The organism is Rahnella selenatireducens (assembly GCF_046449555.1).
Classification (GTDB): Bacteria; Pseudomonadota; Gammaproteobacteria; order Enterobacterales; family Enterobacteriaceae; genus Rahnella; species Rahnella selenatireducens.
The window spans coordinates 48,438-63,948 of sequence record NZ_JBKEZJ010000006.1 but is presented as its reverse complement, the minus strand read 5'-3'; the positions used below and the strand labels follow the sequence as shown (position 1 = coordinate 63,948).

The window sequence follows — 15,511 nt, the reverse complement described above, 5'->3', positions numbered from 1 at the left end:
CCGACAGGGCTTTCTTTGCCTGGTGTTGGCGAAATCAAAACGAACGCAGTATTAGTGCATCGATTCGTAGATTTTTACAGCCTGGGCAACCACTTCACCCTCTTCCGGCAGGCCTGAAATCTGGGCGAGGGCAGCTTTTGGCCCGACTTTATCCAGCAATTCAACCAGCTCTTTGGCTTGTGGATCCTGTTCGCTGCGGTAGTGCATCGCAGCCGCAATTCCTCTCACCAGATTTTCATGAGGAAGGCGATATTCCTGAGTGCCCAGCAGAGGTTTGATCAGACGATCGCCTGCGCTGAGTTTACGCAGTGGCTGACGGCCAACGCGTTCAACATCATCATGCAGGTACGGGTTTTCGAAACGGGACAGAATTTTTTCGATGTACGCGGCGTGTTTTTCCGGGTCAAAACCGTAACGACGGATCAGCACTTCACCGCTCTCTTCCATCGCACCGCGAACCACCAGACGCACTTTTTCGTCGAGAATGGCATCACGGATTGTCGCATGGCCCGCCTGCTGACCAAGATACGCGGTGATCGCGTGGCCGGTGTTCAGGGTAAAGAGTTTACGTTCCACGAATGCCATCAGGTTATCGGTCAGCTCCATTCCGGCGATTTCCGGCAGAGGGCCTTTAAACTGCGTTTTATCCACGATCCACTCGCTGAAGGTTTCAACGGTGACTTCCAGCGGATCGGTCGAACCGGCGGCGGCCGGTGGGACGATGCGGTCAACGGCAGAATCGACAAAGCCGATATGCGCTTCAACCCAGGCTTTTTCATCTTCCGGCAGCGCGTTGAATACGTGCTGTTTGAACTGGCTGGTGCCGCGCACCATATTTTCACAAGCGATAATATTCAGTGGCTTTTCGTTGCCCTGCTGGTGACGAAGCACCAGACCCTTCGCCACGTTCGGCGCGATTTTTTCGAGCACGGTCGGGCCAACGGCGGTGGTCACTAAATCGACTTCGGCAATCAGGTTGATAGCGTCCTGACCGGCGCTGTTGACGGCATTCACATTGCTGACAGGCTCAACGGTGGCCTGTTCACCGACTACGTGCACGTTATAGCCTTTGCGGCTGTTCAGTGCATCCAGTAAAGCAGGGCTGACATCGGCAAATGTCAGTTCAGCCCCGGCATCAGCAAGTAATTTACCGATAAAACCGCGACCAATGTTCCCTGCGCCAAAATGTAATGCTTTCATAATATTTCCTTCAAATCGGGGGCCATACTTTCTGGTAAAAAGCTTTAGGTAAAGCTGGGAGCCGCCCGGCTCCGAATCAACAAGCGGGTCTCGATATCAAGACCCGCTTAGTAACGCTCTACTGATTAACCGCGAAGGATCGTCAGAACTTCTTCAACGCTGGTGGTGTTCGCCAGACGTTCGATAACACCGTCTTCGTCAAGCGCAGTCGTCAGCTTGGTGATCACGTTGATGTGTTCGTTATTGCGTGCTGCGATACCCACCACCAGACGCGCTGAATCATCTTCGTCTTCACCCCAGCGGATGCCCGCCGGATACTGACAGAACACGATACCAGTTTTCAGTACGCGATCTTTCGCTTCGATTGTACCGTGTGGCACCGCGATTGACTCGCCCAGATACGTGGACGTCAATTGTTCACGCGCCAGCATCGCATCGACATATTCTGCCTGAACGTAACCGCCTTTAACCAGTTGTTCACCCGCAAAACGAATGGCGTCTTCTTTCGTTGCCGCGTGCAGACCCAGGAAGATGTTGCTTTCGCTGATGCGGAACAGGTTTTCGTTTTCACTGTCGGACACGATGCTGTCGCCCAACGTGGTGGTCACTTTCTCTTTGTACTGGCTGCTTTTGTTCACTTCAACCAGACGTGCAGTCAGGTCAGTGTACAGGCCGCTGTCGAGGAAGTTAGTCAGCGAGATGTGCTGTGCATGTGGCACCTGGCGCATCGCACGTTCAGTGAGGTCACGGTGAGTAATGACCAGGTCAACGTCGTCAGGCAGGTTGTTGATTGCACTGTTGGTCACGCTGATGTTGGTCAGCCCTGCATCCTGCACTTTTTTGCGCAGAACACCGGCACCCATTGCGCTGGAACCCATACCGGCATCACAGGCAACGATGATTTTGCGTACGGTAGACAGGTCGCCAGCAACGCCAGTCGCGCCTGGTTTACCGCCTTTAGATTCGGCTTTCATGTCCTGAACGCGACGGGTTGCGTCTTCCAGATCATCCCCTTCTTTCGCTTTCGTGGTTTTCAGCAAGAAGGACGAAATCACGAAGGACACCGCAAACGCAGCTACGATAGCGGCGATATTAGCGAAGTAAGCACCTTTTGGCGTCATCGCCAGCACGGCCAGGATTGAACCCGGAGAAGCCGGAGAAACCAGACCGCCGTTCAGCATAGTCAGGGTGAACACGCCAGTCATACCACCCAGAATTACCGCCAGCAACAGACGTGGGTTCATCAGAACGTATGGGAAATAAATTTCGTGGATACCACCCAGGAAATGGATGATTGCCGCGCCGCCAGCAGATTGCTTAGCGCTGCCACGACCGAAGAACATGTACGCCATCAGGACGCCCATACCCGGACCCGGGTTCGCTTCGATCAGGAAGAAGATTGATTTACCGGTTTCAGTCGCCTGCTGGATACCCAGCGGAGAGAAGATGCCGTGGTTGATGGCGTTGTTGAGGAACAGGATTTTCGCCGGTTCAACAAAGATAGAGGCCAGCGGCAACAGGTTATGGATAACCATGATGTGCACGCCTGCAGCCAGCACCTTAGACAGCGCTTCTACCAACGGACCAATAGCCAGGAAGGCGAGGATCGCCAACAGCATACCGATAATCCCGGCGGAGAAGTTGTTAACCAACATCTCGAAGCCGCTTTTGATTTTACCGTCAACCCAGCGGTCGAAACGCTTGATTGCCCAGCCGCCCAGCGGACCTGCAATCATTGCGCCGAGGAACATTGGCATATCCGCACCGACGATAACACCCATAACGGTGATTGCGCCGACCACACCACCGCGATCACCACCGACCAGACGACCACCGGTGAAACCGATGAGCAATGGCAGGAGATAAGTGATCATCGGGCCAACCAGCTTCGCTAATGTTTCATTAGGGATCCAGCCGGTAGGAATGAACAGAGCAGTAATGATACCCCAGGCGATAAACGCGCCGATGTTGGGCATTACCATGTTACTCAGGAAGCGACCAAAGTTTTGAACCTTGATCTTAACGTCTGGTGAAAACATAAAACGCACCCCTATTGATACGCGCTGACAATAGAGCGCGTGATATCAGTTAATTATCGGTGACGGTTATTTCGGTTTTTCTGCCACTGCTTTAAAAATCCGTCCGTCGAATTGCTGTCTGCGAGGCGGACTCTACCACGTGATTATAGGCCTCGCGTAGCCACCCCACAGCCCGTGACAGAGATCACACGTATACGACCATTACCCCCTTCATTTTGGTGATCGCGATCACAAAACACCCTCGTAATTAGGCTACACCGACCATAATTTGAGCTTGATACGCATAAAAACGTGATGAAAGTCACTTTTTATTAACGAGTCTTTATCATAAAAACGTGATACTCATCACAAAGTATTTTTCGATGACCTTGCTTATTTCGCTTAAAAACCGTTCAGACGTGTCAGGTGAATGCGGAATTGAGTTTACGGGGGAGAGTTTGAAATAAAATTACAGAATGGGGGGAGAGTTTGAGGCTACAGGAAATTTCAGCCTCACGGACGTTTTCTCAACTTCGCGTGGATGTGATTTCTTCACCAATTTTCGTTGTCACATTTTGAACGACTTTCAGCTCAAAATCCTTACAGCTGTCCATTTGCTGGGAATCCATATGATGTGAGCTATCAACGTCATAAGTAATCACTTTTCCATTGGCATCTTTCCAGTCCCGGCTATATCCGAAAAACTTGCTATAACGCCTCGGTGCCGTCCCTTCAAAGATATCAAAAATAACTTTATTACTTTTGTCCTGAGCAACTGAACCTGTAATGGAATCACCGTGCAGATCTTCAGCCAAACTCTTCGCATAGTGCTCAACGTGATAATGGCAACTTTTCAAACGCGCGATTAACTTATCCTTTAACGTACAGATCCCCGAACCACTTGCTCAACATAATCCCAGAATGAGCTCCTGAGAACGCCTGGATAAAATAGAATCGATACTGTCGCCTTCGGTAGAACGTTTTGAGCCTGCAATGGTAACAATTTTATGTGCTGAAACAGCCATAGAAACGCCAATGACGGGACAAGGCAGGGCGGAATTACCAGTCGAGTTTAGCGGCAGCTTCCTGCACTCGTGCTTTAACTCTCTCATATACAGCAAACTCTTGCCGAGCAGACAGCTCAATAACCTGAGGCGAACCCAATGTTTCTGATACTTCCGGTTCTTTACCCTGCTTACTTTTTCTCAGCGCAACATACTCAGCAAATTGAACAATCATTAGCTATCCATGTAGTCGGTAAAAGATTAAGAAACTCTGATACCCGATCCAAAGAATCAGAGGTCGCTTCACAGGGATGAATATCCATGAAGAAAACAAGGTTACCACGACGAAAACAATGGCGCGGGTAAAACTTTACCCCTTTCAGGCATTACATCCAATTTTGAGAAGTGCTTTCCAAACCGGTGGAGGAGAAAAAATCCGGCAGCCCGGGCAGCCGGATTGAGATTGATGAGAAATTACTTCCCGCCTTGCGCCTTAACAATGGCGGCCTGCAATTCTTCGGCGGATACAGCCCCCGGAAGAACGGTGGTGTTTTCCGCCGTTGCGCCGCTGGTTGGCATCACGACAAAGCCTGGCGTGCCGCTGAAGCCCAGCGTGCGGGCCAGTTCGTCATTGGATGCAATAGCTTCATGCGTGGCTTTGCGCTGCGCGTCAGTTGGCTGGGTGGCTTTGGCCGCTTTCACCGCACCGGCGATATCGGAATCGGTCAGTTTACCTTCGTCATGGCCGGTACGATAAATGCTGTTGTGATAGTCGAAGTACGCCTGCGCGCCCTTCTCTTTCCAGATAGCCATACCGGTTTCAGCCGCAGTGATGGACGCTTTCCAGCGGTCACCGAAGATTGGCCATTCTTTGAAAACGAAACGGACGTTCGGATTGGCTTTTACCGTTTGCTCAACCACCGGAGCCATGTGGCTGCAATACAGGCACTGATAATCGAAGAATTCCACAAAGGCGACTTTGGCATCTTTCGGGCCGTAACTCGGCGTGGCAGAGTCTTCAATCAGGGCTTTTGAATTGGCCAGAACGGCGCTCAGGGTTTCCTGTTGCTGCTGATCGGCCTGCTTCGCCTGAAGTTTCTGGCTGACCTGAACAAGAATTTCAGGATGCTGAAGCATGTAATCTGCTGCAATTTTACCAATGGCTTCCTGTTGCGCCGGGGTGAAATCTGCCGTTGTGCTGTCGGCGGCATTGGCCAGCGCGGGTGCCAGCACCAGAGAGGCCAACAGAGTCATCGTCTGACGTTTCATCAAAAATCCTTAAAGTGAAATACGGGGGAAATCGGACAGTTGCCTTCAAAAGTAGAGGAATTCAGCAGAGTTTGCAGGTTAAAAATTGTCATTTTTTATAAATCAGAGCGTTGAGTTACTCGCCTTGATAACTACCGTCCGCACGCATTTGCAGGCAGATATCTGCCTTCGCGCTGGCGGCCAGAACGCGCGCAACATTCGGGCCATCGGTCGATTCATAAAAGTCACCCGCCTGAGCGGGCGTCAGGCCGCCGCGGATTTTACGTTCGATCAGCCGTCCACGCAGCACATCAGGACTGGCGCGGATAAATACGCTGATATCGCAAAATTGTGCGAGCTGTCGCCAGCCTTCTTCATTGAGCAACAGCCAGTTTCCCTCGACGATCAGTAACGGCGCAGTCACGCTGATCGCCTTCTCAACCGGCTCATGCAACGTTCTGCTGTATTCCGGCCAGTAGCTTCCCGGTTCACGCAGCGCCAACAACGCATCGTGCAAACCGGCGATATCAAACGTTTCCGGCATCCCCTTACGCTGGCGTAAATTGTGTTCTTCCAGCCAGCGGTTACGGTGATGAAAACCGTCCATCGGCAGGGTTTGAACCGGTGCTAAATCGGGCGTTTCAGCCGAAAGTTTTTGCCAGAATGCCGAAAGCGTGGATTTTCCTGCGCCGGGAGGGGCAACAAGAAAAACGACCAGCGGACGGTTTTGCTGACGTTGCAGCGCGGTGAAACGGCGTAAAAGAGGCCGATGTAGCTGGTCAATATCTTTCTGAGGGAAAAACGCCTGGGTGGTGAATCCGTTAATGGTCAGCGTCACGTTCATAGGTCAGTTCCTTGAGTAAATCCGTCACGGCCAGAGACAGCGCCGTTTTCACCAGATTGCCGTAGCGCACATTATTGAATATCTCAAAACCGGCAAACTTCATTTTCTCAATAGACTGAAACAGCAGCTGATTGTCCGTCACACACCGCAGATTCTGGATAAATTCATACGTCGTATCTTCATGAAATTCGACAATTTCAGGCTGCGTTTTTAGATGTTCGTCCAGCTGAGAAAACAACAGAATGTCTGCATAAACCGGTTTCTTGATTTTCCCCAAGGCATAAATAAGCCGCAGGGAAACATCAATACTGTCGAGTGGACCGGATTTGGCGAGCAGCGGTTTTACGGCAAATTCACGGATATCCTCGTCATTGTTGATAAACAGATGGGGAAGAAACTGTTTGATGCCGCGCAGTAAAATAACGTTGGCGGCATCCAGAAAATCATTGAGATTCTCCTGACCGGAGAGCGTCTCCAGTACCTGATCTTCAGTTAATACAGTCATCCTTCCCTTAACCACTGTCAGCAATGAGGAGAATCGATAATATTACAGGCCAGTTGAAACACCAAAGTGGCTGAGTAACGCCTGCTCAGCCTGCGCGTTCCATACGCCATGCGTGGGTACGACCAGTTCGGCCAGACGGGCAAACAGCGGCTCGGTTTTGCCCAATTCGGCAAAATCGTCGATGGCCGTCAATGGCAGGGAAATCCCGTTATAAATGAGTTTTTTGCCGCCCGGAATCGTCGGCAGATTCAGTACTGTTTCCGGCACGGCCTCCAGCCCTCCAATGTGTGTAATCATATAAGAAGGCTGAATTTTCCCCGCTGCCGTCAGCGCCAGCGCCTCTTCCATATCGCCGGTCGATCCGCCCGATGTACCCACAATATGCGTCGAACCGTAGTGAACGTTATAGAAATTAAAGGGAACACGAAAACTCTTGTCGGTCGGCCCGGCAAAGAAATTCAGGCATCCGTCTTCGCCCAGTAATGCATCACCCAGCTCGACAACTTCCGCCACCGCGGCATAGATAAAAACGTCATCAAAACCGGTTCCGCCGGTGATTTCACGTAATGCCTCCGCCGGATCGGAAAGCGTTTTACTGTTTATATAGATCAGCTCAACACCTTTTTCCGCCGCCATTTCGACCGGCAATAATTGCTGCGCGCGCGCCAGTCGTTGTTCATCGATATCCACAACGACCACGCGGGCTGGCCGGATGTCACCGTTAATGGCGTAATCAATCGCGCCAATGCCCATCGGTCCGGCGCAGGCCAGCAGCGCCAGATTACCGCCCGCTTTAATGCCCATCTGATGTTCATAAACATATTGCGTGGTGTGATAACTGGCGTGATACGCGCCGATGATGCAGCACATCGGCTCGGCCAGCGAGGCGGCGGCAAAATAATCGCCGTCATACGGCAGGACGCAGCCGAGATCGATAGCCTGTTTCGGAATGATCATATACGTCGCGTTGCCACCAAAGGTTTCGTAGCTGTAACCTGCCGAATAGCCGGTTGGCAGCCCCATCGCCGGTTGCAGAACATAGCGTTTTCCGGCTTCAAAGCGACCGGCCAGGTTCTTCCCGACCTGAACAATGACGCCCGCACATTCATGGCCGGTGATCGCCGGATGGTCTGCGATATTTTCTGGCACGCGTTTGTGCTCGCCGCCGAGCAGCGCTGCTTTGTAGGTCGAGAGGCAAACGCTGTCCGACACCACGCTCACCAGCAGTTCGTCATCCGTGATTTCAGGCAGCTCAAATTCCCGGATCCTGACGTCTTTTTTACCATAAATGGCCGCGACTTTGGTTTTCATACTGTGGCTCCTTGCGGGGTCGGTGATGTGATTTCGATAAACAGCGCATCAAGCGCCGGATCGCCGAGATAATTTTTTATCAGGATTAATGGCTTATCGGTCACCCGCTGCGCACGACCTTCGAGGCTGGCGTGGGTCACGATGATGTCGGCATTGGCCGGCATGTTTTCGATGGAATAATGCTTAACGTCAATCTCATAACCGGCTTTTAGCAGCTTTTTACGGAAAGTGGTCGCACCCATTGCGCTTGAACCCATGCCCGCATCGCAAACAAAGGCGATCAGCCGGATAGTGGCGGTAACCGGCAGAGTACCGGTTTTGCCCTCTGCTTTGCGTTTGTTGCTGGCCACCAGGGAATCGGCAAACGTGTCTTCTGCCGGTGATTTATCAAATTTCAGAATGACGGAGGCGACCACAAAGGAAACGACAGTGCCCGCGAATACGCCCGCGCAGGTTCCGATAAAGCCACCGCGCGGCGTCAGCGCCAGGTATGCGAAAATAGAACCCGGACTTGGCCCCGCCACCAGCCCGGCACCAAACAGTTCGAACACATAAATACCGGTCATGCCGCCTGCAATCATCGCGATGATCATCAGCGGTTTCATCAGGACATACGGGAAATACAGTTCGTGGATCCCGCCGAGAAAATGAATAATCATCGCGCCGGGCGCGGATTTTTTGCTCAACCCTTTGCCGAACAATGAAAACGCCAGAAGAATACCAAGGCCGGGGCCGGGGTTTGACGCCACCATAAAGAAGATCGATTTACCGGCAACGGCCGTGTCCTGCATACCCAGCGGGTAATAAACGCCCTGATCGATGGCGTTATTGAGGAACAACACTTTCGCCGGTTCGTTGATGACAGAAAGCAGTGGTAAATATCCGGTGGCGACCAGCGCTTCAATGCCGTGGCGTACCAAATTGTTGGCTTCCATTACCGCCGGGCCGATCACTTCGTAGGCCAGCAGGCACAACAACATACCGAGAATGCCGAGAGAAAAGTTATTGATGACCATCTCAAAGCCCGCCGGAATGCGTTTCTCCAGCGCCTTATCCACGACTTTGATGACATAACCGCCCAGCGGCCCCATCACCATCGCACCGATAAACATCGGGATATCCGCGCCGACAATGACGCCCATCGTACCAATTCCGCCCATCACCGCACCGCGCTTACCGCCAATTAAATGACCACCGGTAGAACCAATCATCAGCGGCAATAAATAGGTGATCATCGGGCCCACGAGCTGACCAAAATGCGGATTCGGCGTCCATCCGGTGGGAATAAATAACGCGGTAATAAAACCCCAGGCAATAAAAGCGCCTATATTCGGAATAACCATTGCCGTCAGAAAGCCGCCAAAAGCCTGCACTCTGGCGCGAATAGATTTATTAGCCATATTAGAATCCTGTGTAATGGTAGGATAAAACTAATAACGCCGGAGTATCGCGATTAATTCCCCGGTACTTTGTGCCGAAAGCAATTCATCAATAACGTCGTCTTCACAGAGCATTTCACTCAACGCCTGAATTGCCTCAATATGTGAATCAGAATCTTTGGCGGCCAGCCCGATAAGCAGATTGACCGGCGGACTGTCTTTCTCAAAGCTCACGCCTTCGCGCAATAATGTCAGGCTTAGCGCAGTTTTCAGTGCACCGCATTCCGGCCTCGCATGCGGCATCGCAATATGCGGCGCCAGTAAATAATAAGGCCCGATATCAGTCGTGGTTTTCTTAATGGCTTCGATATATTCCGAGGTGATATATCCATTATTAAATAAGCTTTCCATGGATAAATCTATCGCCTGCGACCAGTTTCTGGCAGAAGGATAAATGGCGATACTTTCATGATCGAAAAAATCCATTAATGACGACATAGAATCTCCTTATCGGACTTATTAATAAACATCTCATGAGAGAATATATTTTTGCTGCCACTTTCATATTCAGAAGCATATTCTCAGCCTGTCATTTAATCAAACAGGCATAAAAATGTGATCGAGATTAAATAACGAAGAGTTGGTGGAATAAAGTGAGACATTAATCACACGCAAAATACCTAACTCATGAATTATTAAAAATTACAACAAGCTTTTTGTGATTGAACTAGCAAATTATACTTTAATATTATTCTCAATATTTGTGATGCATTTCAAATAAAGGGGGTTGCTTTGAGTTCCGGAAATAAAAAAAAGCCACGCATCACGGCGTGGCTTTCGGGATTTCTGATTGGCTCACTCAGTTGCTGAAATCGCCCTGCGCGACTTTCTGCGCCTGGAGCAATGTCTGCTGTTTGCCGACCAGATTCGACATCATGGTGTTGTACTGCGTCGCCTGTTGCTGCGTCGGGAACTGCACGCCGCCGTTTGCGAATGCCACCTGAGGCCCCTGCTGTTGCAGGAAATCACCTACGGAGACGATATCCTGCGTGAAGCTTTGCAGCGCAGGCACCAGCGGGGTCAGCACATTTGCAGGCTGAGTCACCACGGTGCTATAGACCTGGCCGTAAACGGCTTTCAGATCATCAGGCTGTTTGAGGCCCGCCATCGCGGTATCGGCTTTGGTTTTCGAATCGCGCAGTTGTGCATTCATCATACTCAGCGTGCTGGCGGCCTGTTGCAGCGCACTACGCTGGGTCATGTAATCCTGCGGCGTGCGCACCTGACCAATCGCGTTAACTACCGGCACAAAGCTGCCTTCAACGGCACCTTTCATCTGACGGGAGAATGACAGAATGATGCCGTAGTCATTCGCGTAATTACCAAAACGTTGCTTCTGATCTTCACTCAGCGATGGCAGGTTTTGCCCGCTGCGCATCACGGTATTTTGCAAATAATCGATAAAGGCTTTGCGTTGTTCCGGTTCTTTATCGCCGCATGCAGTGAGCTGAAACACTACCAGCAGTGCGATAAACGGCGCCAGCCAGCGAGAAAATGCACCGCTTCTGATCCCTACAGCCATGAGTCCTGACTCCTGATTTCAATGTTCTTTGCCGGCGAATTCCGTGCCGATGCTGTGCGTCCATGCGGGGTATAGGATAGAACATCTGGGGGGGATGTGATACTTAAGGCTGCGCCTTAAAATCCCTTTTTTTGCGCATAACCGCGCGACTTGTGTGCTTTGACGGTGTACAGACACTTTTTAAAATCTGATCGAGAAAATTTCGGTTTCTCAATAATTGCGATCATTTAACTCCCTGCGCCGAAACCGCCCAGAGGAGGAAAGTGCTTTTCCTCCTCTGGACTCCTCCACGCTTTTTTACTGCGCGCTACCGCTCGCTGGCTATGTTTCAGAAGCCACCGCTATTGCCGCGAAAACTTGCCGCTACGCGGTTCCTTCGTATCGGTATTCGAGCCTTGCGGTCTCGAAACTCTCACTCAGCAAGTATCCTGAAAGCGGCTGGAGGCTTTTTAAGTCAAAGGAAGCTTTGAGAATCAGCCAGTAAGGTTGTGCTTTAGAAAGCCAGTGGCCGCTTTCAAAAATCACGCCGGAGGAGTGGTGGAAAACCGCGTGTCTTTTTACGCGGGTTGTAGCCCGAACGTAGGGAACCGCGAAGCAGCGGGATTTTGCGGCAATAAGAGGAGTATCTGAAACATAGCCAGCGAGCGGCAGCGCGCAGTAAAAGAGCGTGGAGTCCAGAGGCCCGCGCGATTGCGGGTCTCTGGGCCAGTGTGGGCGGCGAGCCCACGACTTTGACTTTAGAAAAGTTGCTTACTTACTGAAGCAGAGAAATATCCGCCACTTGTAAGAACAACTCCCTCAGCTTGGAGAGCAACGTCAACCGATTGATTCGAATCGCCTCGTTCTCATCCATCACCATCACGGTGTCAAAGAACGTATCCACGGTTTCACGCAGGGCTGCCAGCTCGACCAGCGCTTCTTTGTACTGACCGGCAGCAAACAGCGGCTCTAGTTTGTCGCGCAGAACCACCAGATGCGTCGCCAGTTTCAGCTCGGCAGGTTCTTTCAGCACGGAGGCGTGAACGTGATCAAGCAGAACGTCGGTGGATTTCGCCAGGATGTTGGAAACGCGTTTGTTGGCCGCAGCCAGCGTTGCCGCTTCATCCAACGTACGGAAGTAGCTCACCGCTTTCACACGGGCGTCGAAATCAGCCGGTTTGGTTGGACGACGCGCCAGCACGGCCTGAATGGTATCGACCGCGTGACCTTCTTCCTGATACCACGCGCGGAAACGACCGAGCATGAAATCAACCACCTCATCGACAACCTTGGCGTTAGTCAGCTTGTCGCCGTACAGGCGCACCGCTTCTTCGGTCAGGGTTTGCAGATCCAGAGACAGGTTTTTCTCAACGATGATACGCAGCACGCCCAGCGCTGCACGGCGCAGTGCGAACGGGTCTTTATCGCCTTTCGGATGTTGACCGATGCCGAAGATACCGGCCAGCGTGTCCATCTTGTCTGCGATAGCCAGCGCACAAGCCACCAGCGATGCCGGTAATTCGTCGCCCGCAAAGCGTGGCTGGTACTGTTCGTTCAGCGCAACCGCGACTTCTTCCTGCTCGCCGTCGTGACGCGCATAGTGCATGCCCATCACGCCCTGCGTGTCGGTGAATTCGAAGACCATGTTGGTCATCAGATCACATTTGGACAGCAGACCCGCGCGTTTTGCATTTTCAACGTTGGCACCGATTTTCCCGGCAATCCAGCCAGACAGCGCCTGAATGCGATCGGTTTTGTCACGCAGCGTACCCAGCTGTTTCTGGAACAATACGGTTTCCAGACGCGGCAGGTTATCTTCGAGACGTTTTTTGCGGTCAGTGTTGAAGAAGAATTCCGCATCAGCCAGACGCGGGCGAACCACTTTCTCGTTACCTGAAATGATTTGCTGCGGATCTTTCGATTCGATGTTAGCCACAAAGATGAAGTTCGGTAGAAGTTTGCCTGCGGCGTCGTACACCGGGAAATACTTCTGGTCGCCTTTCATGGTGTAAACCAGCGCTTCAGCCGGAACTGCCAGGAATTTCTCTTCGAATTTAGCAGTCAGAACCACCGGCCATTCCACCAGAGAAGCCACTTCTTCCAGCAGGCTTTCGCTCAGATCGGCAATACCGCCAATCTCTTTCGCCGCTTTCTCAGCATCCTGTTTGATGATGGCTTTACGCTGCTCGTAATCCGCAATGACTTTGCCGCGTTCCAGCAGAATTTGCGGGTACTGTTCGGCGTTGTCGATAGTGAATTCCGGCTCGCCCATGAAACGGTGGCCGCGAAGGGTACGCGCAGAATCGATACCGAGGATTTTCGCCGGGATCAGTTCGTCACCTAACAGCAACGTCACGGTGTGAACCGGACGCACAAACTGCACGTCGGAATCGCCCCAGCGCATCAGTTTTGGAATCGGCAATTTGGACAAAGATGTCGCGATCATCGCCGGCAGCAGTTGTTGCGCGCTTTCGCCTTTGACGTGCGCGCGGTAAACCAGCCATTCACCTTTGTCGGTGACCAGACGGTCAGCCTGATCGACGGTGATGCCGCAACCACGAGCCCAGCCTTCTGCGGCTTTGCTTGGTTTGCCTTCTGCATCAAACGCCTGCGCCACAGCGGGGCCGCGTTTTTCAACTTCGCGATCGGCCTGTGATTCATGCAGCCCGAAGACTTTCAGCGCCAGACGGCGCGGTGCAGCAAACCATTTTACGTCACCGTGTGGCAGATTCGCCGCATCGAGTTCCGCAATCAGGTTAGCGGCAAAGGATTCAGCAAGGCTGCGCAGAGCCTTCGGTGGCAGTTCTTCCGTGCCGATTTCCACCAGAAAAGTTTTTTCAGTCATGGCTGTTTCTCACTTCTCGTTCTTTTTGCACATCGGGAAGCCCAGCACTTCGCGGGAAGCGTAATACGCTTCAGCTACCGCTTTAGTCAGGGTACGGATGCGCAGAATGTAGCGCTGACGTTCAGTCACAGAAATCGCTTTACGCGCGTCGAGCAGGTTGAAGCAATGTGCAGCTTTCAGGATGCGCTCGTAAGCAGGCAGTGCCAGCGGCTTTTCGAGAGCCAGCAGGGTTTGCGCTTCTTTCTCGTGCTGTTCAAAACAGGTGAACAGGAAATCGACATCGGCGTATTCGAAGTTATAGGTGGATTGCTCCACTTCGTTTTGATGGAACACGTCGCCGTAAGTCGTTTTGCCCAGCGGACCGTCGCTCCAGACCAGATCGTAAACGCTGTCCACGCCCTGGATGTACATCGCCAGACGCTCAAGACCGTAGGTGATTTCACCGGTCACAGGTTTACATTCCAGGCCGCCGACCTGCTGGAAGTAAGTGAACTGTGTCACTTCCATACCGTTCAGCCACACTTCCCAGCCGAGACCCCAGGCGCCGAGTGTCGGGTTTTCCCAGTTATCTTCTACGAAGCGGATATCGTGGACAAGCGGGTCAAGCCCCAGCTCTTTCAGGGAACCGAGGTACAATTCCTGAATATTTTCCGGTGACGGTTTGATCATCACCTGGAACTGATAATAGTGTTGCAGGCGGTTCGGGTTCTCACCGTAGCGACCATCGGTCGGGCGGCGGGAAGGCTGAACATAGGCTGCCGCAAAAGGCTCAGGGCCGAGTGCGCGCAGGCTGGTCATCGGGTGCGATGTGCCCGCGCCGACTTCCATATCCAGCGGTTGAACAATGGTGCAGCCCTGCTGCGCCCAATAATCTTGCAGTGTCAGGATCAGGCCCTGAAATGTCTTGGTATCAAACTTTTGCATGTTGGATTCGCACGCGAGAAAGTGGGTTTATAAAGAGTCGGACAGTATACCCGCTGAACGGAAGATAATCACACAACAGATCCCTGTGAATTACCTTAAAAACGCCAGTATTCAGCGCTTCTCTGCCAGTTTATAGGCTTCATTGCCCTCACGTTTACCAATCGCGACAACAATAACCACGATTTCCTGATCCTCAACCTGATAGACCAGACGGTAGCCGAGGCTCTTCAATTTAATTTTATACCGGTTAGTTTTTGGGCCGCATAAACGGGCAGAAACGACGTGAGGATTTTCGAGCCGCTCAGCGAGTTTCTTTTTAAACTGGTCTTTAATGGGAGGTGCCAGCGCCTTCCATTCTTTCAGGGCTGACTTCAGAAAATCGATTTTATAAGTCATCCAGTGTCAGCCTTATCCTTTCTTCGCCCTGCCGCGCATCCATTATGCGGTTCAGTTCCACGTCTTCTGCAAGACTCAGGAAATAGGCGTAGACCTCTGGTGGAACACAATAAAAGGCCGGTTCATTGCGGTTAAGGATCGCCACGGCTTCACCTTCTCCGGCGGAGAACGTCCCCATCGGATCACGTTTTAGCTCGGTAATACTGGCGGCTGAGGAAGTGAGTATTTCAAACGGCATAGCTTTTCTCCTGTCACACTATGCCGTTATTATAGCCT

General features: G+C 51.9%; 15 protein-coding genes. All 15 read right to left on the bottom strand.

What is annotated here, in order from left to right; all coding sequences use genetic code 11:
* Positions 1 to 51: 51 nt before the first annotated feature.
* Positions 52 to 1,200 (bottom strand): mannitol-1-phosphate 5-dehydrogenase, encoded by a 1,149-nt coding sequence (mtlD, locus tag ACLBVC_RS11755; RefSeq protein WP_410149756.1) that lies wholly within the window; start codon positions 1,198 to 1,200, stop codon positions 52 to 54.
* 125 nt (positions 1,201 to 1,325) lie between these two features.
* Positions 1,326 to 3,239, bottom strand: coding sequence for a PTS mannitol transporter subunit IICBA (locus ACLBVC_RS11750; protein WP_410149755.1), 1,914 nt, complete (start codon positions 3,237 to 3,239; stop codon positions 1,326 to 1,328).
* A gap of 506 nt (positions 3,240 to 3,745) precedes the next feature.
* Positions 3,746 to 4,033, bottom strand: a complete 288-nt coding sequence (locus tag ACLBVC_RS11745) for a hypothetical protein (RefSeq protein WP_410149754.1) — start codon at positions 4,031 to 4,033, stop codon at positions 3,746 to 3,748.
* Between the two features lie 244 nt (positions 4,034 to 4,277).
* Positions 4,278 to 4,457, bottom strand: a complete 180-nt coding sequence (locus ACLBVC_RS11740; protein WP_410149753.1) for a hypothetical protein — start codon at positions 4,455 to 4,457, stop codon at positions 4,278 to 4,280.
* Between the two features lie 239 nt (positions 4,458 to 4,696).
* The gene (locus tag ACLBVC_RS11735) at positions 4,697 to 5,491 is read right to left on the bottom strand and encodes a DsbA family protein (protein ID WP_410149752.1); all 795 of its coding nucleotides are present in this window, start codon (positions 5,489 to 5,491) and stop codon (positions 4,697 to 4,699) included.
* Between the two features lie 115 nt (positions 5,492 to 5,606).
* Positions 5,607 to 6,314, bottom strand: coding sequence for a nucleoside/nucleotide kinase family protein (locus ACLBVC_RS11730; RefSeq protein WP_410149751.1), 708 nt, complete (start codon positions 6,312 to 6,314; stop codon positions 5,607 to 5,609).
* Positions 6,292 to 6,819 carry an MltR family transcriptional regulator gene (locus ACLBVC_RS11725; RefSeq protein WP_410149750.1) on the bottom strand — a complete coding sequence of 176 codons (528 nt, stop codon included), beginning with the start codon at positions 6,817 to 6,819 and terminating at the stop codon, positions 6,292 to 6,294. The genes ACLBVC_RS11730 and ACLBVC_RS11725 overlap by 23 nt, the downstream gene beginning before the upstream one ends.
* A gap of 42 nt (positions 6,820 to 6,861) precedes the next feature.
* The gene (locus ACLBVC_RS11720; protein WP_410149749.1) at positions 6,862 to 8,130 is read right to left on the bottom strand and encodes a zinc-binding dehydrogenase; all 1,269 of its coding nucleotides are present in this window, start codon (positions 8,128 to 8,130) and stop codon (positions 6,862 to 6,864) included.
* Positions 8,127 to 9,530 (bottom strand): PTS mannitol transporter subunit IICB, encoded by a 1,404-nt coding sequence (locus ACLBVC_RS11715; RefSeq protein ID WP_410149748.1) that lies wholly within the window; start codon positions 9,528 to 9,530, stop codon positions 8,127 to 8,129. Before ACLBVC_RS11715 ends, ACLBVC_RS11720 begins: the two co-directional genes overlap by 4 nt.
* A gap of 30 nt (positions 9,531 to 9,560) precedes the next feature.
* Positions 9,561 to 10,007, bottom strand: a complete 447-nt coding sequence (gene cmtB / locus ACLBVC_RS11710) for a PTS mannitol transporter subunit IIA (RefSeq protein WP_410149747.1) — start codon at positions 10,005 to 10,007, stop codon at positions 9,561 to 9,563.
* Positions 10,008 to 10,368: 361 nt separating this feature from the next.
* Entirely contained in the window at positions 10,369 to 11,091 is a 723-nt protein-coding gene (locus ACLBVC_RS11705; RefSeq protein WP_195814939.1) for a DUF3053 domain-containing protein, read from the bottom strand.
* Between the two features lie 754 nt (positions 11,092 to 11,845).
* The gene (gene glyS, locus ACLBVC_RS11700; protein WP_410149746.1) at positions 11,846 to 13,915 is read right to left on the bottom strand and encodes a glycine--tRNA ligase subunit beta; all 2,070 of its coding nucleotides are present in this window, start codon (positions 13,913 to 13,915) and stop codon (positions 11,846 to 11,848) included.
* A 9-nt stretch (positions 13,916 to 13,924) separates the two neighbouring features.
* Positions 13,925 to 14,839, bottom strand: coding sequence for a glycine--tRNA ligase subunit alpha (gene glyQ, locus ACLBVC_RS11695; protein ID WP_410149745.1), 915 nt, complete (start codon positions 14,837 to 14,839; stop codon positions 13,925 to 13,927).
* Between the two features lie 111 nt (positions 14,840 to 14,950).
* Entirely contained in the window at positions 14,951 to 15,235 is a 285-nt protein-coding gene (locus ACLBVC_RS11690) for a type II toxin-antitoxin system RelE family toxin (RefSeq protein WP_195814942.1), read from the bottom strand.
* Positions 15,225 to 15,473, bottom strand: a complete 249-nt coding sequence (locus ACLBVC_RS11685) for a type II toxin-antitoxin system Phd/YefM family antitoxin (RefSeq protein WP_152323719.1) — start codon at positions 15,471 to 15,473, stop codon at positions 15,225 to 15,227. Before ACLBVC_RS11685 ends, ACLBVC_RS11690 begins: the two co-directional genes overlap by 11 nt.
* Positions 15,474 to 15,511 lie beyond the last annotated feature (38 nt).